This is a genomic window from Marinoscillum furvescens DSM 4134, from assembly GCF_003386095.1.
Classification (GTDB): Bacteria; Bacteroidota; Bacteroidia; order Cytophagales; family Cyclobacteriaceae; genus Marinoscillum; species Marinoscillum furvescens.
This window is the reverse complement of record NZ_QREG01000024.1, coordinates 52,786-78,221: the sequence shown is the minus strand read 5'-3', so window position 1 is coordinate 78,221 and position 25,436 is coordinate 52,786. Positions and strand designations below refer to the sequence as shown.

Genomic DNA, 25,436 nt, shown 5'->3' with positions numbered 1-25,436 from the left:
GGTTGTCATTAAAGGGTTTTTTTGATAGCTTACCTGTGTGAAAACGATAACCGTAATAGGAGGCGGTATCGTGGGGCAGTTTACAGCCTACTACCTGTCACAGGCAGGTTTTCAGGTCACTGTCATCGACGATCTCCCTGCTATGCCACCAGCTTCGGCTGGCAACTGTGGATTGGTGAGGCCCAGTCGGGTCAATCCAATTAATTCATGGCATACACTTTTTCAGGGCCTCCGGTGGATGGGTAAAAAAGACGCGCCACTTTCGATCAAACCACAGTTGGATTATCAGTTTGTCAAATGGTTCGTAGCCTTTGCCTGGCATTGTCGGCGATCATCGGTCGCTCAGGCCGCTGTAGCCAGACAGCAGCTGCTCGACAAAAGCTGGGCACTTTACGAAGATTTTTTTTCCAAGGAATCGGTCCAATCAACATGGGGTAAAAAAGGACTGCTCTACACCTGCATTACGCAGGATGGAGTGGATTACCTCCGGCACGACAATGAAGCTTTGCCCTTTCCGGAGCGTCATTCCAGAATACTTTCTGCACAAGAGGTACGGGAGATAGAACCTCTGGTCTCTGAGCAGGTCGTTGGGGGAGGGTACTGTGAAGTAGATGGGTGGCTAAATCCTACGGATCTACTCCACGATATTCGTCAGATCAATGAGCGCCAGGGTGTGCGGTTTATGAATGCACAGGTAGATCAGCTCATAAGCAAAAATCGGAAAGTGGTAGCGGCACGTTGCCCAAACAATGAAGTAAGCAGCGAGCACTTTGTGCTTTGTGCCGGCGCCAAATCGGTGCCACTTGCGCGGCAGGTAGGAGAGTATTTGCCTGTGCAGCCAGCCAAGGGTTATAATCTGACATGCAGTACACCATTGGCTCAGCAGCCCAATTTGCCTGTGTACATGCTGGAAAAGAAAGTAGTGGCTACTCCCTGGTCCAATGGATTTAGGATAGGTAGTACCATGGAGTTTTCGGGTTACGATTTGAGCTTAAACCCTGATAGACTAAACGCGCTGAAGCAAGCTGCCGAATCGTACATGGATATTTCTCTGGATCAGGTTAGAATGGAGCCATGGGCCGGTTGGCGTCCTATGGCCAGCGGCGGAGCTCCAATTATCCGCCCATCTAGAAAAATGAAAAATCTCACCATAGCTACCGGGCATGGAATGTTAGGGTTGAGCATGGCTCCTGCCACTGGTTTGATGGTGCAAGAAATAATAGCAAAATGAGGTATTTGATACAGGGTGTATTTCTGGTTACGGCTTTTACCACATTTGGTCAAAATTCACTCGTTGCTATTTTTGATCGGGGCAGTGAAGAATTTAAGGCGGTGTTAGCCGATCCCAGGTATGAAGTTCAGGTGATCTATGGACAGGTCTCTGGAGATGCGATCATTCACCACACAATTGGAGTGGATAGTAGCCGATATTTTTATCCAGCTAGCTCTGTAAAGATGCTGACGGCCATTGCCGCAGTACAGCGCCTGAATGAGATGGGCTGGCCTTTGTCTACTCAGATACAGCTTGATTCCACCGATATCCACCCGAGGTTTTTGACTCATGACCAACTCTTCGATGGACCGATCACGGTTGAGCATTTAATTAAGAAGATATTCACTTACAGCGACAATCAAGCGTACAACGTACTCTTCGGGTGGTTGGGGCGTGAGTATATCGCAGGTGTATTTGAGGAGGTGGGGTTGCCGGTTCGGATTACCCATCAGCTTGGAGAATCGGCCTTTGCGTTCCCTCCTGAAGCCAACGCAAATTCACAAGTGGTAAAGTTAATCAACCCTAAAACCAGTGCAGAGCTTTCACTGCAAAGTGCTCCACAAAAGGTGCGCTGGGCTGGGGATGTGACAGAGCAGGTGAAAGGAGTAGGTTACCTAAGGCGCGGAACTGTTGTGGACGAGCCATTTGATTTTTCAGGAAAAAATTTTGCCCCGCTTACTTCCCTCCTTGGTGCGATGGAGCGTATCCAATATCCTGAGGCATTCAGTCCTGAAGAGCGATTTAAACTGACCGATACTTTACGAAAGGAGCTTATCGAAATCATGGATTTGTATCCGTCGGATATGCCGCCCCCTATAGATTCATTGGCTGACAATTATGTGAAGTTTTTCCTGTATGGCGATCAGGATCAGGCTGAGATACCCGATTATTTGCACATTCACAACAAAGTAGGCTGGGCTTACGGCTACCTTACAGATGTTGCCTATATTCAAGATGAGCGAGCAGGTGTTTCCTTTTTTTTGGCGGCTACCATACATGTAAATGCCAACCAAATCTATAATGATGGAGTGTACGAGTATAAAGAAGTAGGCTTGCCTTTTTTAGCCGAGCTCGGTAGGCTCATACATTCCTATGAAATAGGTCAATAATGAATGCACAGGAACTCATACTGCAAAATTTCAAAGGCTATGTGCAAGAAGGGGATGCACCGTATGAGTACCTAATGACGCATTTTTGTGAATACACCTATGACTCGAGGCAGCTGATCGTAGAAGGAGGGGCCATAGCGCGGCATTTCTACTTTGTGCTGGAGGGTGTGCAGGCCATTTATGTAATTAGTCGCACGGGCGAAAAAGTGGTGCTGGGATTTTCATTTGACGGGTCCGTTTCTGGAGTATATGATTCCTTTATCTACCAAAAGCCTTCGGCATATTTTCTAGAAGCACTTACCCCATCCCGAATGTTGGGGATTAGTATCGATCGTTTTAATGAGCTTTTTGAGCGCTTTCCCGACCTGCTGAAGTGGCGGGTAACCTTTGTGGATGCTATTATGGAAGGCCGTGGGCGACGAGAGGTAGAAATGCTCACCCTGTCAGCGGCAGAGCGGTATGAGGCTTTCGTGAAAAGATGTCCTCCAGAACTCCTCACCATCCCTCAAAAATACCTGGCCAGCTACCTCCACATGAAGCCTGAGACCTTTAGCCGGTTGAGAAAAAATGCTTCAAGTTTGTTTTCTTGATCCAGATCAATTTTTTTCCAGGCGAATTCACCCACTTTTGGCTTAACTAAAACCAAAAGCCATGAAAGCCACCTTAGAAACACTTCTTCAGCAATCGCACGAGTATGGACGTTTTATTGAAAATTTGAAGGCGTCACCAGCTGAGCAACTCAGTAAAAAGCCTAAAAAAGGGTGGAGCGTGCTAGAGGTAGTGGAGCATCTAAATGCTGTCTATGCGATCTACTTGCCTAATTTCGAAAAGGCGATTGCAAATGCACCAACAAACAAGGAGTCGGAGGTTGGAGCCAATTATCAACGATCCGTCTTGGGAAGGCTTTCGGTTTTTGCCATGAAGCCAAAAAAACAAAAGCGCCAGTTTAAGATGAAGACCTTTGATTTTTTCGAGCCTTCAGGAAAAGGTGAAGAAGTCTTCGATCAGTTTGCGGATTATAAGGAAAAGTTTAACGAGCTAATTCGCCAGGCAAGGTCCAAAGACCTGTCAGGCATCAAGATGCCCACGGCACTTGGTGAGAAGGTGAAATTTTATGTGCCCGAGTGTTTTGAGTTTGTTCTTGCCCATGAGTCCAGGCACCTTCAGCAGATCCGAGATCTCTTATAGATCGCGACAAATTGGCTTAAAAATCACTTCTCAGAGTCATTAAGCTGCCATTTTGACTTGAATTGCTTCAATTTCTGGATTGGAATACCTTTTGATATTCAGGGGTGAGACCATTAAGAATTGAAGCAAAATGAATTTTAACAACTATACCATAAAGTCGCAGGAAGCCCTCCAAAAAGCCACTGAAATTGCCAGTGGGAGGGGGCAGCAAGTGATCGAAACGGGGCATCTGTTGCAGTCTATTTTGCAATCAGATGAAAACCTGATTTCCTTTCTGCTGAAAAAGCTGGGAGTCACCAAAGCTCAACTAGCCAGTAAGCTGGAAGAACTGGTGCAGTCTTATCCGAAAGTTTCGGGTGGGCAGCCGTACCTCTCCAATGATGCGCATCAGGCTTTGCAGAAGGCAGAGAAATATCTTAAAGATTTTGGTGATGAGTACGTGGCAGTGGAGCATATCTTGCTGGGCTTGCTAGCAGGAAAAGATAAAACTGCCCAAATCCTAAAGGATGCTGGCTTTCAGGAAAAGTCGCTCATTCAGTCCATCAAAGAACTGCGAGGTGGAGATAAAGTGACTGACCCAAATGCTGAATCCAAGTATCGTTCGCTGGAGCGCTACAGCAAAAACCTCAACGAATTAGCTAAAAAAGGGAAGATTGACCCGGTTATCGGGCGTGATGAAGAGATTCGACGGGTTCTTCAGATATTGGCTCGCCGTACCAAAAACAACCCCATTTTGCTGGGTGAACCCGGAGTAGGAAAAACGGCCATTGTGGAGGGAATGGCGCAGCGTATAGTAGATGGTGACGTGCCGGAAAACCTCAAAACCAAGACGATTATTTCCCTGGACATGGGATTGCTCGTGGCTGGAGCCAAATACAAAGGGGAGTTTGAGGAGCGCCTAAAGTCTGTGATCAAGGAAGTGACTGACAGTGATGGTGAGATTATTCTCTTCATCGATGAAATCCATACGCTGATCGGTGCAGGTGGCGGAGGTGAAGGTGCCATGGATGCAGCCAACCTTTTGAAGCCGGCGCTTGCACGTGGTGAACTTCATGCAATAGGTGCTACTACGCTGAAGGAATATCAGAAATACATCGAAAAGGATAAAGCGCTGGAGCGTCGCTTCCAGGGCGTCACGATCGATGAGCCATCCGTTCAGGATGCCATTTCTATCCTTCGTGGTATCAAAGATAAGTACGAAGTGCACCACGGAGTGCGTGTGAAAGACGATGCGGTAATTGCTGCGGTGGAGCTATCCAATAGATACATCTCCGATCGGTTTTTGCCAGATAAGGCCATAGACCTAATGGACGAGGCTGCGTCCAAGCTTCGAATCGAAATTGATTCGCTACCAGAAGAACTCGACGAGCTCAACCGAAAGATTATGCAGCTGGAAATCGAGCGGGAGGCCATTCGTAGAGAGAAAGACAAGCAAAAAGAGTCGGAGCTGAGCAAAGAGATCGCTGAGCTTACAGGAAAGCGCAATGACCTCAAAGCCAAGTGGGAAAACGAGAAGTCGGTAATTCAGGGCTTGCGCGATGAGAAGGAAAACATCGAAAAATTCAAGACCGAGGCTGAGCAGGCGGAGCGCTCTGGGGATTTCGGGCGAGTAGCTGAGATTCGTTACGGCAAGATTGTGGAAAGTGAGAAAAAGCTGGAAGCGTACAAGCAGCAGCTCGCAGAAATGCAAGGCGAAAAATCCTTGCTCAAGGAGGAGGTAGACTCAGAAGATATCGCTGAAGTTGTGGCCAAATGGACGGGTATACCTGTTTCTAAAATGCTCCAAAGTGAGCGCGAAAAGCTGCTGCACCTGGAGGCTGAGCTCGGAAAGCGTGTGGCAGGTCAGGCAGAGGCCATTGAGGCGGTGTCTGATGCAGTACGGCGCAGCAGAGCGGGGCTGCACGATCCGAAGCGCCCGATTGGGTCATTTATCTTCCTGGGTACCACCGGGGTTGGTAAAACTGAGCTGGCAAAAGCTCTGGCAGAGTACCTGTTTAATGATGACAATGCCATGGTGCGCATAGACATGTCTGAGTATCAGGAGCGTCATGCCGTCAGCAGGCTGATCGGGGCACCTCCCGGATATGTGGGCTACGATGAAGGCGGGCAGCTTACTGAATCAATCCGTAGAAAGCCTTACAGCGTAATCTTGCTGGATGAGATCGAAAAGGCGCATCCGGATGTGTTCAACATCCTGTTGCAGGTGCTTGATGATGGTAGGCTCACGGACAACAAAGGCCGTGTAGCCAACTTTAAAAATACGATCATCATCATGACAACCAATATCGGCTCAGGCTTGATTCAGGAGCGTTTCGAGAAACTGACGGAAGAAAATGCGGATAGCCTGGTAGAGGAGACCAGGAGTGAAGTTTTCGAGCTGCTCAAAAAATCTGTCCGACCAGAGTTTCTCAACCGTGTGGATGAGACGATCATGTTTCGTCCCCTTAGTAGGGAAGATCTGCGCAAGATTGTCGGTATACAATTCAGATTGGTACAGAAGCGATTGGAAGAAAATGGCATCAAAATTGAGGCTGATAATAAAGTGCTGGACCACCTGGGCAACATCGGATTTGATCCTCAGTTTGGCGCACGGCCGCTCAAGCGAGTCTTGCAAAGAGAGATACTTAATGAGCTCTCTAAAGACATACTGAGTGGTAAAATCACCAAAGATGCGGTGATCGGTGTGACACTTTCAGAGGATAATCAGATTGAGTTTATCAATCTGGATGAAATAGAGGTAAGTTAGTTTTTTCATAGATAGGTTAGGTTAGTTGGTGAATAAGCTCGCTGCATTAGTTTGTGGCGAGCTTTATTTTTTTCAGAGCTTTTGTCCATTTTAGCTCTGGTATTTCGTCATACCCAAAAACCAAAACCAATGCAGATGAAAAATTTTATAACGCTTATCGTCTTTCTAAGTGCTGTGGCGGCTTATGCCGCAGACCCTGAGCCCAAATCCCAATATGTAAAAGATATTTTGCCCGTATGGGAAGTGTCAACACAAAATGCGCTAGCTGTGGCACGCGCCATGCCGGCCGACCTGTACGATTTCAAGCCCAGTGACAGCAGTATGACTTTTAGTGAGCAAATCGTACACATTGCTTACACGTCGCTGTGGCTTACGCAGCGGTTTGCAGCAGATCAGGTGCAAGAGTATAGTCAGCCAGACTTTTCCGGAAAATCAAAAGAAGAAGTAGTGGCCTATCTGGAAGGTAACCTGAAGAAAGCTACCGAATTGTTAGTGGCCATGCCTGAAGAAAAAGCGCAGGAAGAGGTGAAAGTTTTTAGTGGAAAGATGCTTAAACGCTACGTGGCGCTGATGTTTGTGCAGGATCATCTGGCTAATCACCGGGCCAAAGCCAATCTGTACATTCGAATGAATGACATCAAGCCCCCGGCTTACGGGTTTTTCTAAGAGTAAAATGAAAATGGCCTCCTGACTGTAGCGCCGGAGGCCACTTTTTGGTTACTTCAAGTCAAAGGTAATCGGCAGTACCATCCGAACCTTTACAGGTCTGCCACGCTGCTTGCCAGGGTTCCATTTAGGAGAGCCTAGAATTACCCGTAGCGCTTCCTCGCTGATGCCGGCACCTGGGCCTTTGATCACTTCTACTTCTGTCAGCGAGCCATCTTTGTCTATCACAAATTGTACATAGACTCTGCCGGTGATGCCCAGATTTTTGGCTTGAGACGGATAGCGAATATTATTAGCCATGTAGGCATAAAAGGCATCCATGCCACCAGGAAACTCCGGCTGCACTTCGAGTTCATGACCATGAAAGACAGTTTCTACAGGATCATCAATGGGCTCATCTCCAAAATCAGGAATTTCGTCAGGAAACTCTGTGTCAACCGGCTCATCTACGATGGGTAGTTCGTCAGGTTTTTCTACAAATACAGGAGGAGCCAGTGATTTTTTGATGACCTCCTTTTTGATGGGCTCTGGTGCTTTTGGAGGCGGAATCACTGTGGCAGGCACCACATAGAGTGTTTCGAATGGGTCTTCAGTGACGGTGAGATCTACAGGATCATAGGGCGCTTTCCACTCAAAAGCTACGGTAACACAGAGTAAGGCAATGACTAAGCCAATGGTGAAGAATAAGGGACGCTTTCGATGTAGGTCGATTTCGGGATTTTTCTTGGGTTCCATAAAGAATAATATTAGGGTGAGACATGTAGTTGTTTGTTAAACGACTGGGTGTTAGAATTATTACCATGCAAAATTTGGGTCATATAAAATTCAGTAGTATTAAATTATGTTTTGACGTATGTGGTGTGGATACCTGGCAATCGTATAATTTCGCATTATGAATTTGATCGAAGAGTTTCAGGCGTTGGACAACACCTCCCTGCAGATCGCATTGACGTTTCTGTTGGTGTTGTTTTACATTGGCGTGGTAAAGGTCTCTGCGCGGTTTATCAAACGCTTTGGTAAGCGGCAAGGGATTTCTATGGCTCGGGTAGTCTACACGATCAAGTACTTTCGATTCGTATTGTTTGTGTTTATGTTGCTCTTCGTTGGAGTGATCTGGGATATCAGTTTCGAGGGGCTGTCTGTCTATTTCCTGTCGTTTTTCACGGTAGCTGGTGTAGCACTTTTTGCTGCCTGGTCCATACTCAGCAATATCACTTCAGCCATTATCTTATTTTTCTATTTCCCGTATCGCATCGGTGATCGGGTGCGTATAGTGGATGGTGACAACAGTATCGAAGGCATATTATTTGATCTAAATATGTTTTCTATGATCATCAAAAACGATGAAGGTCACAAGGTGACATACCCGAATAATTTGGCGTTGCAAAAAGCCATAATTCTTTTAGATTAGGTATATTAGATAGATGCTGCAAATACACGAGGAAGAACGATTAAAAGTCCTTCGTGATTTGGATATACTGGATACAGAAGCGGAACGAGATTTTGATGACATTACCCGAATGGCAGCTATTGCTTGCGATGCCCCTGTTTCATTGATTACATTGGTTGACAAGGACAGGCAATGGTTCAAATCACGCTATGGGTTGAGTTTACTAGAAACTCCAAGGGAGCTTTCAGTTTGCTCGCATGCTATCCAGAAGCCAGAGGAGGTTATGGTGGTGGAGGATCTCTCTAAGGATAGCCGTTTTTCAACCCAGGATTTTCAGTCGATTAGGCCTAAAATGAGTTTTTATGCTGGATCACCTATAGTCACTAATGAGCAAGTACCGCTTGGTACGGTCTGTGTGATCGATAGCGAACCTCGAAAATTATCCATGGACCAGCTCTCCGTATTGGCAGCACTTTCCCGTCTTACCATGAGGCTTATTTATATCCGACTGATTAAAAAGGAGTTGGCAAAGTCACCTGAGAACAATCAGCGGCTACAGGAATTGATGACCAAAATTTAACCAATAGGCACAGAACTAATTTTGCCTGCTGGCGTTACTTTTAAGAATCAAAAAACACACTTTTTAATTTGACTGCAATGACTAAAGAAGAAATCCAACAAGAGATTGATCAACTGGAATCACAGCTTACTGGCAACATGATGGAGGATATGGAGATTAGAGATAAAATCCATAATCTGAAGATGATCCGGGATGGAATTAAACCAGGCGGACAGGAGATAGAGTGTGTCGGTTGTGGTAGCTGAACAAAAAAAATCCCTGCTCGAACATCGGGCAGGGACTTTTTACATTTAAGTGCTTTTATTGGTATGAGCTTCCAGTGCTCGCTTCATATTTTCATTGAGCACATCTGTCGGAGCATAGCCCCTGCTCAATAAGTAAAAGTCCCGGTCAAAGCCGATCACCACTGTAGGAAATCCCTGGATGCCTACCTGCTGTGTCCACGCAAACTCTTGAGAAACTGCATCAGCAGTAGCTTCTGCCTGCATCAGGGCCAAAAATTCCTCACCATCCAGTTCAAAATCCTCCGCTAGCTGGACATAATTTCCCAAATCGTTATAGTCCTTTCCTTCACTGAAATGCATGCGTTGTAGGGCATGAGCAAAGGCAATGGATCCTTCTGCCTGCAGCTTTTTGTATACTACAAGGGCTTTGCTAGGCGGTACCGAATCCATCAATATTTTCGAGTGCAGCAAGTTTTTTTCATAGGCGTCACTGATTGGCTGTCCGGTGGTTTGCTCTAGCTGAGGTTTTACACCTGTGATATAGTCAGCCATGGTGTGATAGGGCGCTATGCGCTCATTGGTCACCATGCCGCCAGCGATGGCCTCAAAGTCATGCTGCGCTTTGTGCTGGTGGTAAAAATCTTCCATGGTTTGGCCAAAGCCATAACACCACCCACATAGCGGGTCGAAAAAGTAGAGTATTTGTCCTTTCATTGAATGTGTGTGTACGCGAAAAGTATAGTAAGAGAAATCCCGTCAAAAAAGTTTAGCCTTCCAGTGATTTCTTAAATCGCTCCAGCTTGGCCAGCATATCCTCCTGAATCAAGTATAGAGGTGTTTTGTCTAAATAATCCAGCGAGTAGTCGCAGTAGCCGATAAATGAGGTGAGTTGGTCACCACTGAGTCCTGTGATATTTTGCACCCAATCACGTGTAAACTTTCGGTATACTCTGGCTTGTTTGTTTTCTCGTTGGATGATTTTGTGGTATTTCCTTTTCTCTTTTTCCTGCCTACTAAACTTGTGATACAAAAAATCCGTGGGATGAAAAGCGGCGAACAAAGGGTTGTTGATCTGCTGTTCGGTCAGAGGTGAATTGTCGTAGGGTTTTGGCTCTTCCATGCCGTGGTACCAAAATGTACTGTCTTCCAGTTGCATGTTGAGGAGGCGCTGTTTGAAGACCTCTTCGCTAGGAAGTTCACCCACCACGATTTCGTTGAGCAAAACAGTATCTTGAGGTAGTAAAAGTGTTGGTGAGGATTCAAACCAGTTGACTTTCACCACCCAGCCAAGGCTTTGGTAACCTACCGCTGAAAACACGAGTGTATCGCCGACAAAGGCAGGTATTTCAAAGTTTCCGTTAAGCGTGGTGGTGGTGCCCAGGTTTTGGCTGATATTGGCTACGTGGGCATGTGGGATTACCTCCTGGGTGCTGCTATCACGCAGAGTAGCCGTAACGGAGTTTTGGGCAAAAAGCGTGCATGCAGCAAGCAAAAATAGAATGTAAGCAGCCAGTTTCATCGAACACCAAAAGTGAATAAATCTCTGGGGAAAGTTCAGAGATTTAACATTTTTAACGTTTTAAGCGTCGTTGACTAAATCGAAAGGTTTTTGATTTCCTGAAGGCTCAGGGTAGGTTGATTGGTGAGGGTAGTGTCCGTGCCAATTTCAATAGACTTGGCTTTCCATGAACTCGCAAACTTTGAGGGTTTGATGGTTTTGATGGGGAGGCCAGCCTTGAGCAAGGTGTAGGTTACCAACTGAATGTCTTCTATTTGGATGCTGTCGCCATAAAATACCGCGTTGGACTGGTGGTTGGCATATTCCGGGTCTACCGGCCGCTCATGGATGTAATAGCGAAGGTTTTGAAGCTGGTAGGCGCTTTCTCCGTCAGGAGCATGGTGATAGTATCGGATTACTATATCTGTGCGCGCCTGATTAGTAGGGAGCTTGTCGAGCTTCTCTTTGAGATAGGTTTCTTTTAAGTTCTCGAAGTATTTTTCCAGTTCCGGATCCGCACTTGCTGAAATAGAAGTAGTCTCTTCCTGATCATCATTTGTGTCAGGTGTTGTTTCAGGAGTGCTGGGCTGACTTTCTGGCTCGTCTATAAACTCTTCCGTGCTACTGCCACCATGGTGAGATTCAGCATCTTCTTTTTGTGAAGAATGAGCGTCAGGCTCCTCTTTGTCGTGATTGTTGTCGTGAGACTCTTCTAGCAACTCAGGGTGATGTATGTTGTGCGTGTAATGCACATCAAATACTCCATCCAGAACGAAGAGTATTGAAAAAAAGAATGCTATCAGGAATATATATGAGATAAGTTTCAAGGGCTGACCTTGTTCCATAAGCCTTTTAGTTTTCCCCTAATTTAGTAATTAAAACCATAGCAACCCTTTAGTTAATTATTAGGATGAGGGGCATAAGTGTAAAAAAATGAAAATGTACGGATAAGCCACAGTGCCCCGTTCCGTAGTTTTACCGATATAAAAAAGCCCTGACTGAGGTCAGGGCTTCTGTCTGTTGATTTAGCTTTCGCTTAGGCTTTTACTGCCTTAGGCTTGTCTTCCGGGTTGAGATCTACTACTATAGGAGTAGCGATAAACACGGACGAGTACGTACCTACCAGGATACCCACCAGGAGTGCAAAAGAGAAGCCTTTCAGTGCCGCACCTCCAAAGATGAAGAGCACGATAACCACTATCAAGGTTGTAATTGAAGTGATCAGCGTACGGCTAATCGTGCTGTTTAGCGACTCATTGAAAACTTTCTTTTTCTCACCACCTGTTTTGATGCCCAGGTTTTCACGAATTCTATCAAAAACTACTACGGTATCGTTGATGGAGTAACCGATGATAGTCAGAATGGCTGCTACAAACACCTGATCCACTTCGTATGAAACGCCAAGTAGTGATACGATCGCAAACGCAGACAGTACGAATAGTGTGTCGTGAAAGAGTGCGATGATGGCACCTAGTCCAAACTGCCACTTGCGGAATCTCACCAAAATGTAAATGAAGATACAGATCAGGGCAAACAGCGCAGATTTGTAAGACGAGTTTTTGATGTCATCAGCTATGGTTGCACCTACTTTAGATGAGCTGCTGATTGTAAAAGTTCCAGATTCTGATGCAGCACCATCATTGGTATAGCTCAGGTTTTGGCTTTCGCTAATACCGGCTACCAAAGCGTCTTTTACTTTCAAATCTGCTTCATCGGACTCATCGTCGATAAGGTAAGATGTAGTGATCTTCAGTACGTTGTTGGCACCGTAAGTTTTGATTTCTGTACCCTCATTATCGAAATACGACGTGAGACCAGATTTCAATACTGAAGGAGCTACAGGCTCATTGAACGTTACTACGTACGAGCGTCCACCTTTGAAGTCCACACCCAATGTGAGGCCTTTGATCAGCATAGCTACAATACCTACCGTAATGAAAATAGAGCTAAAGATGTAAGCCATCTTACGCTTGCTCAAGAAGTCTAAGTTGAGATTAGTCAGTGCATTTTTAGAAAATGCGTTCGCAAACGAAAGTTTTGATTTTTCGCCTTTCTTAGAGAATGCTTCTACAATCACGCGTGTGATAAATACTGCACTGAAGAATGAACAGGCGATACCGATCATCAAAGTGATCGCAAATCCTTTTACAGGCCCCTGACCAAGGGTGTATAGTATCAAACCAGTGATAAAGGTGGTTACGTTGGCATCTATAATGGAGCTGTATGCTTTGGAGTAACCACTGCTGATGGCGGCTTTCAACCCAGCGCCATTTCGCAATTCCTCTTTGATACGCTCAAAGATCAGAACGTTGGCATCTATCGACATACCGATGGTAAGTACGATACCAGCGATACCCGGTAGGGTAAGTGAAGCACTCAGCTGTGCCAGGATACCCAGGATGAAGAAGATGTTGAAGAACAGTGCCACGTTGGCAATAAGTCCGCCTTTGGCGTAGTATATCACCATAAAGATGATGACAATCGCAAGTCCAGCAACGATAGAGAAGATACCTTGTTGCTGAGCTACTTTACCGAGAGTTGGTCCGATTACCACGTCTTCTACAATAGTAGTAGGCGCAGGCAGTGCTCCTGCCTTCAGGATGTTGGCCAAATCTTTTGCCTCTTCCATGGTGAAGTTACCAGTGATTTGAGAGTTTCCGTTAGGGATTTCTCCTTCTACGTTAGGCGCAGAATACACATAGTTGTCAAGTACGATGGCGATTCTTCGTCCGATGTTATTGGCGGTAAGCCTTCTCCAGGTTTTAGCTCCTGCTGCACTCATCTGCATACTGATAGACGGACGAGAGCGTTGGTCCAGATCCTGACGTGCATCAGTGATGACCTCCCCTGTCAGTGGAGCTTTGCCATTACGTGAAGTTTTGATAGCATGTAGCTCGAGTAGTTCGGGAGCTCCTACTGCTTCGTTTTTGATTGGCTTTACTGCCCAAAGGAAATCCAGGTCTGATGGAAGCATTGACTGCACATCATCACGCTGAAGGATACGGTTGATCGTGGAGGTGTCTTTTACATCGTAGATCAGGCCAAACTGTGACTTGATCAATGAAAATAGAGGAGATACCTGGTTGTTGAGTGCTGAATCGAGCTCGCTATCTGCAGAATCTGCTTCTGCTGTAGCGGTAGTATCATTTTCATCACTAGACTCATCATCTGTCAGCAAGTCCGACAGGTCTTCCTCTTCTTGAGTTTCTTCATCGCTGGTAAGATCACTCAGGTCGCTAGAAGATCCACCCTCAGCTTGTTGCTCTTTTACCAGTAGGTTGTTGATAGCTGTCAAAGTAGGAGATATTTCGTTGAGTTCATGTACTTCCCAAAACTCTAGCTTTGCCACACCTTGCAAGAGCTTACGCACACGCTCAGGATTGTCCACACCTGGCAGCTCTATCTGTATGCGGCCAGTTCCTTGCAGTTGCTGGATGTTTGGCTGTGAGGTGCCAAAGCGGTCGATACGTGTTCTTAGGATGTTGAAAGAGCGATCAATGGCGCTTTCCACTTCTTGCTTGATGATCTCCAGTACTTCTTCATCGGAAGAGTTGAGGCTGATACGGCCTCTGTTGGCAGCATTCGAAAAGATGTATGCCAGCGTTTTGTCTGGTGCTTTTTCTTTGAATACACTGTAAAACTCATCCACATAGTCTAGCTGAGTGCCACGGATGTTTTCTTTGGCTTCACCAAGGGCTGCCAGAAAATCGGCATCCTGATTGTTGCCGCTCAATCCTTTCAAGATGTCTACAGGCGATACTTCTAGTGTCACGTGCATACCACCCTGGAGGTCAAGTCCCAGGTTGAGTTCGGTTTCTTTTACATCCTGATAAGTATACTCGATACCCAGCAGGTTGTACACGGGCTCATTCCATACAGAGTCCAGATATCTTTGCTTTTCAGCAAAGTCCACGTTTCCATCCGCATCGGTATTGGCTGCTGTAGCCTCCTTTTGGATAGACTGAGCTACAAATGTGAACGACAAGTAGTACACACACAGTAGCGAAATCACGATTGTTAGTAAAACAACAAATCCTTTGTTTTTCATTGTGTAACAGGTTTTCGCTGATGCACAGAATGCGTCAGCTGTTGTTGGTATTTATTAAAGATTAATTTGATAAACGGCTGTAATTGGCCGCGTTGAAGTTGAAAGGTGTTTGCCAGAAAAGGCACTATCTACTAGGGGGCATTTGGGGAAATGATCCTGCAGAATAGTATTTTAAATACTTTGTTGGCTTTGCTGATGAACTGGTTTTTGGGCTTAGGTTCGGCTTGCGGTTCTTCCAGTTCTGGGAGGATGTCTATCAGGCAGTATTCGTGTTGTAAGCTTACCTGCGCAGTTGCAGGGATGGCATCCATGGCTTTGAGCGAGGGAGTTTCACGCCCGGAAGGTGTCTCCTCATCCTGGACGTCCTGCTGCACCACCTGGTCATCCTCCAGTACGCACTGCACAGGAGTGCTCACCGAAAGAGCAAGCACACTCACAGCCAGACCAATCATCAGGATGAGTCGGTAGTTATTTTTCGATATGTCTTTTATGACAGTTTTCAAAGCCTGACAAAGCTAGTCAATTGCCTGAAAATGCAAAGCGTAAGCCACAGAATTATCTGTTTGGCTGGAGCCGATTTTTAAGGTAGGTAATGACCACATCCAGAGCCACATCAAAATTATTGTGGTTTGGCACAATGATGTCTGCGTCGTACTTCATAGGCTCAATATACTTTTTGAAAGAGGGTGTGACGTGATGTTGGAACCTGTAGAGTACGTCTTTGAGGTCATAGCCACGCTCAGTGGCATCTCTGGTGATGCGGCGAGTGAGCATCAGGTAATCCGGAGCCTCTATAAAGATTTTGAAGTCAAGCAGGTTTTTGATCTCTTCGTAGTAAAAGGTGAAAATCCCCTCCACCACAATGATGGGCGTAGACTTGATGTGAATGGTCTGAGGGACTTTGCTGTCGTTATTGAAAGTATATTCCTGAATGGTTAGGTCCTTACCTTGTTTGAGTTTCTTGAGGTCCCGGGAGAAACGCTCTCGATCGAGTGACTCAGGCAGGTCAAAGTTTTCGATGCCCTGATCGTCTTTTGGCTGCAGCTGTCGTTCTTTGTAGTAATTGTCGAGTGAAAGCAAGCTCACTTGTTCAGGACTAAAAGTGTCCATAAGCTGCTTGAGAAAAAGTGTTTTACCTGAACCACTGCCGCCGGTGATTCCCACAATCATTGGTTTTGTCATGGGGATATTAATGTTGTTGTTTGAGGTAGTCTACCAGCTGAGCAAACGCTTTGCCGCGGTGACTGATGCTGTTTTTTTCTTCAGCGCTCATTTCTGCAAAGGTACGGTCATATCCCAAAGGTTGAAAGATGGGGTCATACCCAAATCCGTCAGCTCCAGCACGCTGCTCGGTGATGGTGCCTTCTGCTATGCCGGTAAATTGTTTTTCGTTGCCATCACTATCGATGTAGGTGATGACTGTTTTAAAGCGAGCCGATCGGTTGGTATGGCCAGTCATGCGCTCTAAAAGGAGTTTCATGTTGTCCTCACTGTCTTTTTGTGGGCCTGCATATCTGGCGGAAAATACTCCCGGTTCACCGTTGAGGGCATCTACTTCCAGTCCTGTATCATCTCCAAAGCAAGCTACGCTATAACGCTCGTAGACATAGCGTGTTTTCATTTGAGAGTTGCCTTCTATCGTGTCTGCCGTTTCAGGAATGTCTTCATTTAGCCCCAGGCTATCTAAGCCTAAAAGCTCCATACCTTGCGGCAGGAGCTTTTGGATTTCTTTTAGCTTATTGCTGTTGTGTGTAGCAAAGTATAGCTTCATTGGGATTTTACGCTTGTAGGATATACTCTAAAGACCACTACTTCTCCAGCCAACGCATAGTTGGTGGTGAACCCTAAATAACTGGGTATAACCATTTCAGCACCTCCACCCACGTTGATTTTTCCTAGCGCATAAGAAGTGCCTTGCTGGAATCCTTTGATGTATTTCCCCATGGTCCATCCATTAGAGCTGTAGGTAAACCGTATGGGTTGATAGACCTTTGTAGAATCGTAGATATCGTTTTCGATAGCTACAGAGTCTATGGAGGTGTCAAAAACTTCACCGTCCAGAAAATGTCCTACATAGTCCATTGTCACCTGATCACTTTCGCTGATTGGGGCTCCCGTGCCCTCATCCAAAATCACGACATGTACTTTGCTGTCCAGAGTGTCTACAGATTCATACCCTTTTTCTGTAAGGTAAGCCTCTATTAGCTCCAGGTCGAGCGAAAGTTGCTCGTCTTGTGTAGGGGGATTTTCAACGGTGATTTCACCACAGGCTCCCAGGAAGCCTATGGTGATCATCAAAATCGTTAATAATTGGTTGTTGCCTTTAGTCATTTGATTTTTCAATATCCAACACTTCTACGTCGAATACCAGGATGCTGTATGGCTTGATTACCGGTCCGGCAGCTCGTGAGCCATATCCTAGTGGGCTAGGTACATAAAGCGTAGCTTTACCACCTTTTTTCAGGTACGTGAGGCCTTCATCCCAGGCTTTGATCACTCGGCCTTGTCCTACTACAAACGAAAACGGCTGTCCTCGGTCTCTAGAGCTGTCAAATGCTTCACCGCTCAGGAGTCGTCCATCATAATGTACCGTTACATTGTCACCAGCCTCTACGTTTGCACCTGACCCTTCTTCGGTGATGACATAACGCAGCCCTGAGTCAGAAATTATGGGCTCTATGCCTTGCTCAGCAAGGTAAGCGTCAATTGCTTCTCCGTCTGTAGCTAGCTTCTCCTCAAGCTCTTCAGCTTCTTTGGCCATTTGTTCTTCACGCTTTTGAGTCACGTACGCTCGGTAAGCATCGCTAGACATTTGGTCTGCCATTTTCATGTTTACGTTCACGGCACTTTCAGGATCTATCCCCGGAGGTACTTGTGATTGGTAAGTTTCTTCAAACAGGTTTTTGGCTGTAGTGGTAAAGCTTACGCTATCTCCTACCTGCAGACCGCTCAGTACTTCCTGCACATCACCTGCTTCCATTTCTGGATCGAAAGCCAATGCGATTGGCTGATCTTCGGTAGTTTCAGTAAACACAGTGGAGTCATTGGCCACTTTGAGCTGCACCACAATGATGGAGTCTTTAGTAGGTTTGGTGCCATCACCTTTTTCCAGGTAGGTCACTTCTACGCCAGATTCCGTTTGAAAAGATTTGGGTTGTTGCGTGCAGGCAAATGCTACAGCTACCAGGATTACTATCCAGAGTTTTCTCATTTTATTGCTTCTTTATGGTTTTGCTGAAGTTCTGGTATCAGCGATTTAAATTTTTCTACTGTTGCTTCCAGGCCAAGGTCGGAGATTCCTCCTGCAGCATTTTTGTGCCCTCCGCCGCTGAAGTGTTCGGCAGCAAAGTCATTGACAGCATGATCTCCTACAGATCTGAAAGACATTTTTACTTCTTCATCACGCTCCATGATGATGGCAGCTATTTCAATACCTTGTATAGATAATGCATAATTGACGAGCCCTTCGGTATCTCCAGATTTGAGATGGAAGCGCTGGTGCTCTTCTGCATTGATCACAAAGTAAGCTACACGGTTTTCCTGATCCACCATCAATTTTTCCATCAAGGCATAGCCAATAAACCGCAGGCGGTTTAGGGAATTGGTGTCATAAATCAGGCGGCTTACTTTATTTACATCTACTCCTATATCCATGAGCTCAGCCACTGTTCGGTGGATTTTTGCGGAGGTGGAGTTGTGGCGAAATGAACCTGTGTCGGTCATAATACCAGCATACAGTGCTTCGGCCATGCCCACAGTGATTTCTGATTGATCACCCAGGAGTAGTATCAGATCGTAAATAAGCTCTGCTGTGGCAGCAGCTGTTTTGTCCCAAAGTGCATAATCTGCAAATTCTTCCGGGTTTAGGTGGTGATCCACTAGCAGTTTTTTACCTGCTGCAGACCCTACCATTGGTCCCAGGTCTTTGATGCGTTTTAAGCCAGAAAAATCAAGACAACAGATTAGCTCAGCATTCGCGACAAGCTGTTGGGCCTGGTCCTTTTTTTCTTTGGAATAAACGACTACTTCTTCGTTGCCCTCCATCCAGTGCAAAAACTGCGGATACGCTGTGGGTGTAACTACCTTTACCTCATGTCCGCGATTTTTAAGAAAGTGATACAATCCTAAAGAAGAACCCAGTGCGTCAGCGTCTGGATTAGCATGAGTGGTAATGACGATTTTTTTTGGAGTAGCGAGTAGAGCTTTTAAAGCGTTAAGTTCCTTCATTTACTGTTTTCTGCCTCACCTTGGCTGTAAGTGAATCGCAAAACTCACAATAAATCAAGTAAATACAAAATGCGACCAGGATGCCACTCACGAATATAAATGTTATTTTTGCAGCCAATTTTACTGAAACCACATAAAAAATTATTCAAAAACAACATGGCAGGAACAAAAACCTTCACCATGATCAAACCCGATGCATTTGCTGATGGCAATAGCGGGGCGATCATCAAAATGATTGAAGAAGCAGGATTTAAGATCGAGGCGATGAAACTTACTCGTCTTTCTGCTGAAAGTGCAGGGGCATTTTATGCGGTGCATAAGGAGCGTCCTTTTTACAACGATTTGGTGGCTTATATGTCTTCAGGGCCTATTATCGCGATGATCTTGTCTAAAGAAAATGCCGTGGCAGACTTTAGAACGTTCATCGGGGCAACTAATCCTGCGGAAGCTGCAGAAGGTACTGTAAGAAAATTGTTTGCCAAGTCTATCGAAGCAAACGCCATTCACGGGTCTGATTCTGATGAAAACGCAGCAATCGAAGGAGCTTTCTTCTTTTCACAGTTAGAAAGAGTCTAAGTAGCAGGTTGCCTGATTATAGAAATTTAAAATCCCGGGTCATTCCGGGATTTTTTCTTTTTCGAGGCTTTCTACCCAGAAGTTGTTAAAACCCTCACCTATATGTAAGGTGATTTCACCCAATTGTAATAATTCCAGGATCGCGAGGAAATTGAAGATCACGAGGATTTTTTCAGGCCGCTCCTCTACAAGTTTGGCAAAGGAAAGTCGGCCGTTTTCGGTCATGTGCAGGCGGGTGAGTAGTTCGGCTTTTTGTCCACTGATGGTGTACGGATATTGTACTACCTCATGCGTAGGCTTTGATTTTTCGTACTCGTATCGCTTCAGCACCCGCTGGTACACCTTCATGAGTTTGTAGAGGTCTACATCCTGGAGTTCAGACTCCACATCTATACTTGCCGACAGCTGCTTGATTTCTTTTACCAGATTGCCCCTGCGCTCTCTGTCCAGGCGCTGACGTTCCAGTTCGTTGAGCTGGCTGATGACCGACTTGTATTTTTTATACTCCAGTAGATGCTTGACGAGCTCTTCACGAGGATCAATCTCATTTCCTTCTTCATCCAGCACAGGTCTTGGGAGTAGGAGTTTGGCTTTGATCCGCATGAGTGTGGCTGCCACCAGTATGAATTCGCTGGCCACTTCTACGTTCATTGTTTCCAGCTGGTGCAGATAGTCTAGAAAGTCAGCGGTGACCTTTGCGATAGGAATGTCATAAATATCCAACTCGTCTCTTTCAATGAAAAAGAGCAGCAGATCAAATGGCCCTTCGAATAACGGAAGCTTGATCTCATAAGTGTTGGATGTAGGGTTTTCACTCACAATCTTCAAAGCTAGCCTAAAACAGAGAAATGCTAAACCTAAAAAAGCTTAGATTTGCCGAATACCTGATGTAGAAATGTTGAAGTTGAGAAACATTTGCATTAATAACCTGTTCATGAAACATCCCCAAAAAAGAGAGCATGGAGATCAAGCAAGGTAAATTTTTAGCCCAAATCAATAGTCCGGCAGATCTGAAGCAATTTGATGAAAAGCAATTGGCTCAGATATGTGAAGATCTCCGTGAATACATTGTAGACCATGTGTCAATATACGGTGGGCATTTTGGAGCAAGTCTTGGCGTGGTGGAACTTACCGTGGCCTTGCATTATGTCTTCAATACTCCCGTAGATCAACTGGTGTGGGATGTGGGGCACCAGGCTTATGGGCATAAAATTCTTACTGGCCGAAAAAGCCGCTTTCATACTAATAGACTTTACGGAGGTATATCAGGGTTTCCCAAAAGGTCCGAAAGCGAGTACGATACATTTGGCGTAGGCCACTCGTCCACTTCTATTTCTGCAGCGCTGGGGATGGCGTTTGCTTCGGATCACAAAGGAGAAAAGGACAAACATCACATTGCAGTGATCGGCGATGGGGCGATGACAGGTGGTATGGCGTTTGAGGCGATGAACCATGCAGGAGATTCCAATAAAAACCTGCTCATCATTCTCAATGATAACTGTATGTCGATCGACCCGAACGTGGGTGCACTTAAAGATTACCTCACCGATATCACTACTTCACATACGTACAATAAGATTCGTGATGACGTTTGGAAGGTGCTTGGGAAGATTAGCAAGTTTGGCCCGAATGCACGAGAGATTGTCAGTAGTATCGAAAACAGCATCAAATCACTGGTCCTCAAGCAAAGCAACTTGTTTGAGTCGCTCAACCTACGCTATTTTGGTCCGGTAGACGGTCATGATGTCAATCATCTGGTGCATGTGCTCAAAGATTTGAAGGACATTCCCGGGCCTAAAATCCTGCATTGCGTGACGGTGAAAGGCAAGGGCTATGAACTAGCCGAAAAAGATCAGACCAAGTGGCATGCACCCGGGAAGTTTGACAAGATCACTGGCGAAATACGAAAATCTGTGCCTGTAGAACCACAGGCTCCTAAATATCAGGAAGTGTTTGGCCATACTATAGTGGAGCTGGCAGAGCAAAATGAGAAAATCATGGGGGTAACTCCAGCGATGCCTTCAGGCTCATCGATGAACATCATGATGAAAGCCATGCCAGAGCGAGCTTTTGATGTAGGCATTGCTGAACAACATGCCGTTACGTTCTCTGCAGGACTGGCTACACAGGGGATGGTGCCATTTTGCAATATCTACTCCACGTTTATGCAGCGTGCTTTTGATCAGGTGATTCACGACGTGGCTATCCAAAAGCTACCGGTGGTCTTCTGTCTCGATCGTGCCGGTGTAGCTGGAGCCGACGGACCTACCCATCATGGAGCATATGACCTGGCTTATATGCGGTGCATTCCCAACATGATAGTGGCAGCTCCTATGAATGAGCAGGAGCTGCGCAATATGATGTACAGTGCGAGTGAAGCAGGAGCACCTTATTCTATTCGCTACCCTCGTGGTAAAGGTGTAATGCCAGACTGGCGTACTCCATTGGAAAAAATCATTACCGGGCAGGGTAGAAAACTTCAGGATGGAGACGACCTGGCCATTTTATCGATTGGTCATATAGGCAACTATGCCACCAAAGCCCAGGAACAATTGCAGCTCGAAGGAGTGAGTGCCGCACATTATGACATGCGTTTTGCCAAACCCCTGGACGAACAACTGCTGCACGAAGTGTTTGAGAAACATCAGCGCGTGATTACAGTAGAGGATGGTTGCCTGCCTGGAGGATTCGGTAGTGCCATCGTAGAGTTTATGGCCGATCACGGCTACAGTGCTCAGGTGACTCGTTTGGGTATACCAGATCGCATTGTGGAGCATGGCGAGCAAGATGAACTCTATCATGAGTGTGGCTATGACGCAGAAGCAATCTTGGCTGCTGCACTTAAACTCATGTCCGAAAAAGCTGCCGTTTGACGCTGAAAGCCTTGTTTTTATTTATTGTAAGGGATATTCGTTATCTTCTGAGTTAGAAGAGGGGACATGCAACAACGAATATTTACATACCTATTACTAGGGGGCTGTATGCTGTTTTGCCTTTCGTGCACTCAATGGACGAGCAGCAAACGGGATCAGGAGCAACAGCGCCAGCCCAAAGAGGAGATCGTAGATTTAGATTTGGATCAAATCAAAGCACGTGGCTACCTCACGGCAATCATGGACAATAGCTCCACGGGTTTTTTCATCTACAAAGGCCGAACTATGGGCTATGAATATGAGCTGCTAAAAGCTTTTACGGATAGCTTAGGATTGGAGCTGCGCATCAATATTACCCCTAGTCTAGAGGAAGGCTTCGCAAAACTCAACGCTGGAGAGGGAGATATTCTGGCTTACAATCTGACCATCACCAAAGAACGGAAAAAGCGCATAGCCTTCACCCACTACCACAATCTGGTGGAAATGGTGCTGGTGCAGCGAAAGCCAGACAATTGGCGCCAAATGAAGCTTCACGAAATAGAGGCTAGCCTCATTAGAAACCCAGTAGACCTGATAGGAAAAGAGGTTTATGTAAGACATCATAGTTCATATATAGATCGACTGCAAAACCTTTCAGAAGAAATTGGGGGAGATATTTTTATCATACAGGCCAGCCCGGAGGTGGAAACCGAAGCGGTCATTCGGCAGGTGGCTGATGGGTTTGTAGATTTTACAGTAGCAGAAAAGGATATCGCCATGGTCAATGCTACCTACTATCCAAACCTTGATGTGGAGACGGCCATTAGTTTTCCTACGCGCATCGCGTGGGGGGTGCGCAAAAACGCGGATGGACTTCTTGAAGCATTGAATGAGTGGATTTTGGACATGCGAAAGGAAGCCGATTATTATGTCATTTATGATAAATATTTTAAAAGTAGAAAAGCAGCCCTGAGGCGTACCCGGAGTGAGTACTTTTCCCTGGGCGGGGGCAAGTTATCCCCGTATGATTCTCTGATCCAGCATGCTGCAAAAGAGCTGAATTGGGACTGGCGATTACTCGCCGCACAGATTTTTAGGGAGTCGGGATTTGATCCTGCTGCAGAGTCATGGGTAGGTGCTGTTGGCCTTATGCAGCTCATGCCCAGTACAGCCGAAGAGCATCGCGTGATCAGTAGGACAAACCCGCGCGAAAGCATAAGAGGAGGTACTGCTCACCTCAAGTGGCTGCAGGATTATTTTGCTGAATATGTGCCGGATTCTACTCAGCGCATGCGGTTTGTGCTCGCCGCCTACAACGTAGGTCATGGACATGTAGTAGATGCTATCAGGCTAACTGAAAAATATGGAGCCAACCCTGCCGCATGGGATGATGTAAAGGAATACCTCATAAAGAAGTCTAATAGTGCATTCTTTAATGATCCGGTAGTGAGCTATGGCTATTGCAGAGGCGTGGAGCCCGTGACTTATGTATCTACCGTTTTGAGCATATTTGAAAACTACCAGGCATTGTTTCCAGATGAGGCTATTGAAAATACTTTGCCACCAGTTTAGCGGATGACAAACTCATCGGGATACCACCTCCAGGATGGACGCTGCCTCCACAGAAATACAATCCTTTTACCCTTTGGCTTACATTAGCGTGGCGTAGAAACGCCGCAAAGAGGTTGTTGCTGCTGTTGCCATAGAGCGCACCCAGAGCACTGCTTGTTTTAGACTCTATTTTTATGGGGTCCAAAACTTCTTCTACCTCTATGAGCGCTTCCAAATCGCAGTTGAGCGACTCGCTGAGCTTTTGAATGATGCTTGCCCGTGCTGATTGAATCAGGTTCTCCCAGTCTTGTCCAGTGTTGTTAGGGACATTGATCATGGTAAACCAGTTTTCACAGTCTTTAGGTGCATCGGCCGGATTTTTCTTCGCAGTAATGTTTATGTAGATGGTAGGGTCGGTGTAGATGGTGCCTTTTTCAAAGATGTGATCAAATTCTTCTTCATACGATTGGCTAAAAAAAATATTGTGAAGGTCTAGCTGCTCAAAAGACCCTTTGATGCCCCAATAAAAAATCAGTGCTGAACTGGACTTAGGCTGATTTAGCAAAAAGTTAGGTGCTTTGAGGTCTGGTAAGAGTTTGCGGTAGCTATTGACAATATCCATATTGGAAACTACCCGGTCGAATGGAATAGAGGTGTCTTTTAGCTGTATGCCGGTGACTTTTCCCTTTTTGTGTAAAATACGCTCTACGGAAGTTTGAAAGTGAAAGGAGACACCCAATCGCTTCGCTAAACCATACAGCGCGAGTGTGATTGTGTGCATGCCACCAGTAGGAAAATATGCTCCTATTGACATCTCCAGATGCGGAATGATGTTCATCGTGGCAGGAGTTTTAAAGGGCGAAGACCCATTGTAAGTTGCATAACGATCAAAAAGCTGAACTGCCTTTTCGGATCGGAAACGCTTTCGATTTGCTGCATCCATAGTGCGAAAAAAGCCGAGCTGGTGGATGCTTAGGTAGGCTTTTAGGGCTTGTTTGGAAAAGAAGGTGCGCCAGTCTTGAAGTGAGCTAAACATAAACAGAGCGCTCAGTCGGGAATACAGGTATGCACTCTTTTTGATGGCTTTTAATACGTTGTGGGCAGGCTCACCAGTTTGTTTTTCCATTTCTTCGGCAAACCGGTCATGAGCTGCAAATGCAGAAACTTTTGTCCCATCCGGGTAAAAATAACGACAAGTAGGGTCCACTTTTTCATAGGAAAAATACTTTCCTTTTGGCTCCCCGGCCAGGTCAAAAAGTTCGTCTACAAGCTCTGGTAATGTGAATAGAGATGGACCAGCATCAAACCTGTATGGGCCGAGTCTAACCTCGGAGAGTTTGCCGCCAGGGTAGTCATTCGCTTCAAACACCGTGACCTCATGTCCTGCACACTTTAACCTGATGGCGGCTGCCAACCCTGCTACACCAGACCCGATTACTGCTACTCGTTTAGCCATAAGCTCCAAACCCGGGTAGAGTGGTAAAGGTTTATCGAATAATTTAAGGAGA

The 25,436-nt window shown here is 45.9% G+C and carries 25 protein-coding genes; 12 read left to right on the top strand and 13 right to left on the bottom strand.

The window, feature by feature from the left end; genetic code table 11:
- Positions 1–37 precede the first annotated feature (37 nt).
- The 6 genes from C7460_RS19855 (at position 38) to C7460_RS19830 (ending at position 6,982) form a co-directional block, all read left to right on the top strand.
- Entirely contained in the window at positions 38–1,231 is a 1,194-nt protein-coding gene (locus tag C7460_RS19855) for an NAD(P)/FAD-dependent oxidoreductase (protein WP_115869886.1), read from the top strand.
- Positions 1,228–2,382, top strand: coding sequence for a serine hydrolase (locus C7460_RS19850; RefSeq protein WP_115869885.1), 1,155 nt, complete (start codon positions 1,228–1,230; stop codon positions 2,380–2,382). Before C7460_RS19855 ends, C7460_RS19850 begins: the two co-directional genes overlap by 4 nt.
- Positions 2,382–2,972, top strand: a complete 591-nt coding sequence (locus C7460_RS19845) for a Crp/Fnr family transcriptional regulator (protein ID WP_115869884.1) — start codon at positions 2,382–2,384, stop codon at positions 2,970–2,972. Before C7460_RS19850 ends, C7460_RS19845 begins: the two co-directional genes overlap by 1 nt.
- Before the next feature lie 61 nt (positions 2,973–3,033).
- Positions 3,034–3,570, top strand: a complete 537-nt coding sequence (locus tag C7460_RS19840) for a DinB family protein (protein ID WP_115869883.1) — start codon at positions 3,034–3,036, stop codon at positions 3,568–3,570.
- Between the two features lie 130 nt (positions 3,571–3,700).
- Positions 3,701–6,316, top strand: a complete 2,616-nt coding sequence (gene clpB / locus C7460_RS19835; protein WP_115869882.1) for an ATP-dependent chaperone ClpB — start codon at positions 3,701–3,703, stop codon at positions 6,314–6,316.
- Positions 6,317–6,451: 135 nt separating this feature from the next.
- A complete protein-coding gene (locus C7460_RS19830) occupies positions 6,452–6,982 on the top strand; it encodes a DinB family protein (protein ID WP_170148115.1) in 531 nt (176 codons plus the stop codon).
- A gap of 51 nt (positions 6,983–7,033) precedes the next feature.
- Here C7460_RS19830 and C7460_RS19825 read toward each other — a convergent pair whose 3' ends face one another.
- A complete protein-coding gene (locus C7460_RS19825; protein WP_115869880.1) occupies positions 7,034–7,717 on the bottom strand; it encodes an energy transducer TonB in 684 nt (227 codons plus the stop codon).
- A gap of 157 nt (positions 7,718–7,874) precedes the next feature.
- Between C7460_RS19825 and C7460_RS19820 the strand changes: the two genes are divergently transcribed.
- From C7460_RS19820 to C7460_RS23875, 3 genes are all read left to right on the top strand, one after another.
- Positions 7,875–8,393, top strand: a complete 519-nt coding sequence (locus C7460_RS19820; RefSeq protein ID WP_115869879.1) for a mechanosensitive ion channel domain-containing protein — start codon at positions 7,875–7,877, stop codon at positions 8,391–8,393.
- A 13-nt stretch (positions 8,394–8,406) separates the two neighbouring features.
- Positions 8,407–8,952, top strand: coding sequence for a GAF domain-containing protein (locus C7460_RS19815; protein ID WP_115869878.1), 546 nt, complete (start codon positions 8,407–8,409; stop codon positions 8,950–8,952).
- A gap of 77 nt (positions 8,953–9,029) precedes the next feature.
- Entirely contained in the window at positions 9,030–9,197 is a 168-nt protein-coding gene (locus C7460_RS23875; protein ID WP_170148114.1) for a hypothetical protein, read from the top strand.
- Between the two features lie 45 nt (positions 9,198–9,242).
- Here the strand turns inward: C7460_RS23875 and C7460_RS19810 are convergent, their stop codons facing one another.
- The 10 genes from C7460_RS19810 to C7460_RS19765 form a co-directional block, all read right to left on the bottom strand.
- Positions 9,243–9,890 carry a DsbA family protein gene (locus C7460_RS19810; protein ID WP_115869877.1) on the bottom strand — a complete coding sequence of 216 codons (648 nt, stop codon included), beginning with the start codon at positions 9,888–9,890 and terminating at the stop codon, positions 9,243–9,245.
- Between the two features lie 52 nt (positions 9,891–9,942).
- Positions 9,943–10,695 (bottom strand): carboxypeptidase-like regulatory domain-containing protein, encoded by a 753-nt coding sequence (locus C7460_RS19805; RefSeq protein WP_115869876.1) that lies wholly within the window; start codon positions 10,693–10,695, stop codon positions 9,943–9,945.
- A 74-nt stretch (positions 10,696–10,769) separates the two neighbouring features.
- Entirely contained in the window at positions 10,770–11,519 is a 750-nt protein-coding gene (locus tag C7460_RS19800; protein WP_115869875.1) for a hypothetical protein, read from the bottom strand.
- A 191-nt stretch (positions 11,520–11,710) separates the two neighbouring features.
- The gene (gene secDF / locus C7460_RS19795) at positions 11,711–14,722 is read right to left on the bottom strand and encodes a protein translocase subunit SecDF (protein ID WP_115869874.1); all 3,012 of its coding nucleotides are present in this window, start codon (positions 14,720–14,722) and stop codon (positions 11,711–11,713) included.
- A gap of 131 nt (positions 14,723–14,853) precedes the next feature.
- Positions 14,854–15,225 (bottom strand): hypothetical protein, encoded by a 372-nt coding sequence (locus tag C7460_RS19790; RefSeq protein ID WP_115869873.1) that lies wholly within the window; start codon positions 15,223–15,225, stop codon positions 14,854–14,856.
- Between the two features lie 52 nt (positions 15,226–15,277).
- Positions 15,278–15,904 (bottom strand): uridine kinase, encoded by a 627-nt coding sequence (gene udk / locus C7460_RS19785; protein ID WP_115869872.1) that lies wholly within the window; start codon positions 15,902–15,904, stop codon positions 15,278–15,280.
- A gap of 7 nt (positions 15,905–15,911) precedes the next feature.
- A complete protein-coding gene (locus tag C7460_RS19780; protein WP_115869871.1) occupies positions 15,912–16,493 on the bottom strand; it encodes a non-canonical purine NTP diphosphatase in 582 nt (193 codons plus the stop codon).
- Positions 16,490–17,017, bottom strand: a complete 528-nt coding sequence (locus C7460_RS19775; RefSeq protein ID WP_245986493.1) for an FKBP-type peptidyl-prolyl cis-trans isomerase — start codon at positions 17,015–17,017, stop codon at positions 16,490–16,492. Before C7460_RS19775 ends, C7460_RS19780 begins: the two co-directional genes overlap by 4 nt.
- Positions 17,018–17,045: 28 nt before the next feature.
- A complete protein-coding gene (locus C7460_RS19770; protein ID WP_115869869.1) occupies positions 17,046–17,933 on the bottom strand; it encodes an FKBP-type peptidyl-prolyl cis-trans isomerase in 888 nt (295 codons plus the stop codon).
- Positions 17,930–18,949 carry a DHH family phosphoesterase gene (locus C7460_RS19765; protein ID WP_115869868.1) on the bottom strand — a complete coding sequence of 340 codons (1,020 nt, stop codon included), beginning with the start codon at positions 18,947–18,949 and terminating at the stop codon, positions 17,930–17,932. Before C7460_RS19765 ends, C7460_RS19770 begins: the two co-directional genes overlap by 4 nt.
- 156 nt (positions 18,950–19,105) lie before the next feature.
- On the opposite strand from C7460_RS19765, the gene C7460_RS19760 reads away from it, so the two are divergent.
- Positions 19,106–19,525: a nucleoside-diphosphate kinase gene (locus C7460_RS19760; RefSeq protein ID WP_115869867.1), complete on the top strand. Its 420-nt coding sequence runs from the start codon at positions 19,106–19,108 to the stop codon at positions 19,523–19,525.
- A 39-nt stretch (positions 19,526–19,564) separates the two neighbouring features.
- Here C7460_RS19760 and C7460_RS19755 read toward each other — a convergent pair whose 3' ends face one another.
- Positions 19,565–20,344 carry a segregation and condensation protein A gene (locus tag C7460_RS19755; protein ID WP_115869894.1) on the bottom strand — a complete coding sequence of 260 codons (780 nt, stop codon included), beginning with the start codon at positions 20,342–20,344 and terminating at the stop codon, positions 19,565–19,567.
- A gap of 140 nt (positions 20,345–20,484) precedes the next feature.
- On the opposite strand from C7460_RS19755, the gene dxs reads away from it, so the two are divergent.
- Positions 20,485–22,398, top strand: coding sequence for a 1-deoxy-D-xylulose-5-phosphate synthase (dxs, locus tag C7460_RS19750; RefSeq protein ID WP_115869866.1), 1,914 nt, complete (start codon positions 20,485–20,487; stop codon positions 22,396–22,398).
- Between the two features lie 66 nt (positions 22,399–22,464).
- Positions 22,465–23,949, top strand: coding sequence for an MltF family protein (locus C7460_RS19745; protein WP_115869865.1), 1,485 nt, complete (start codon positions 22,465–22,467; stop codon positions 23,947–23,949).
- On the opposite strand, the gene crtD is transcribed toward C7460_RS19745, so the two are convergent.
- A complete protein-coding gene (gene crtD / locus C7460_RS19740; protein WP_115869864.1) occupies positions 23,921–25,384 on the bottom strand; it encodes a 1-hydroxycarotenoid 3,4-desaturase CrtD in 1,464 nt (487 codons plus the stop codon). The two genes, C7460_RS19745 and crtD, sit on opposite strands and share 29 nt — an antisense overlap.
- Positions 25,385–25,436 lie beyond the last annotated feature (52 nt).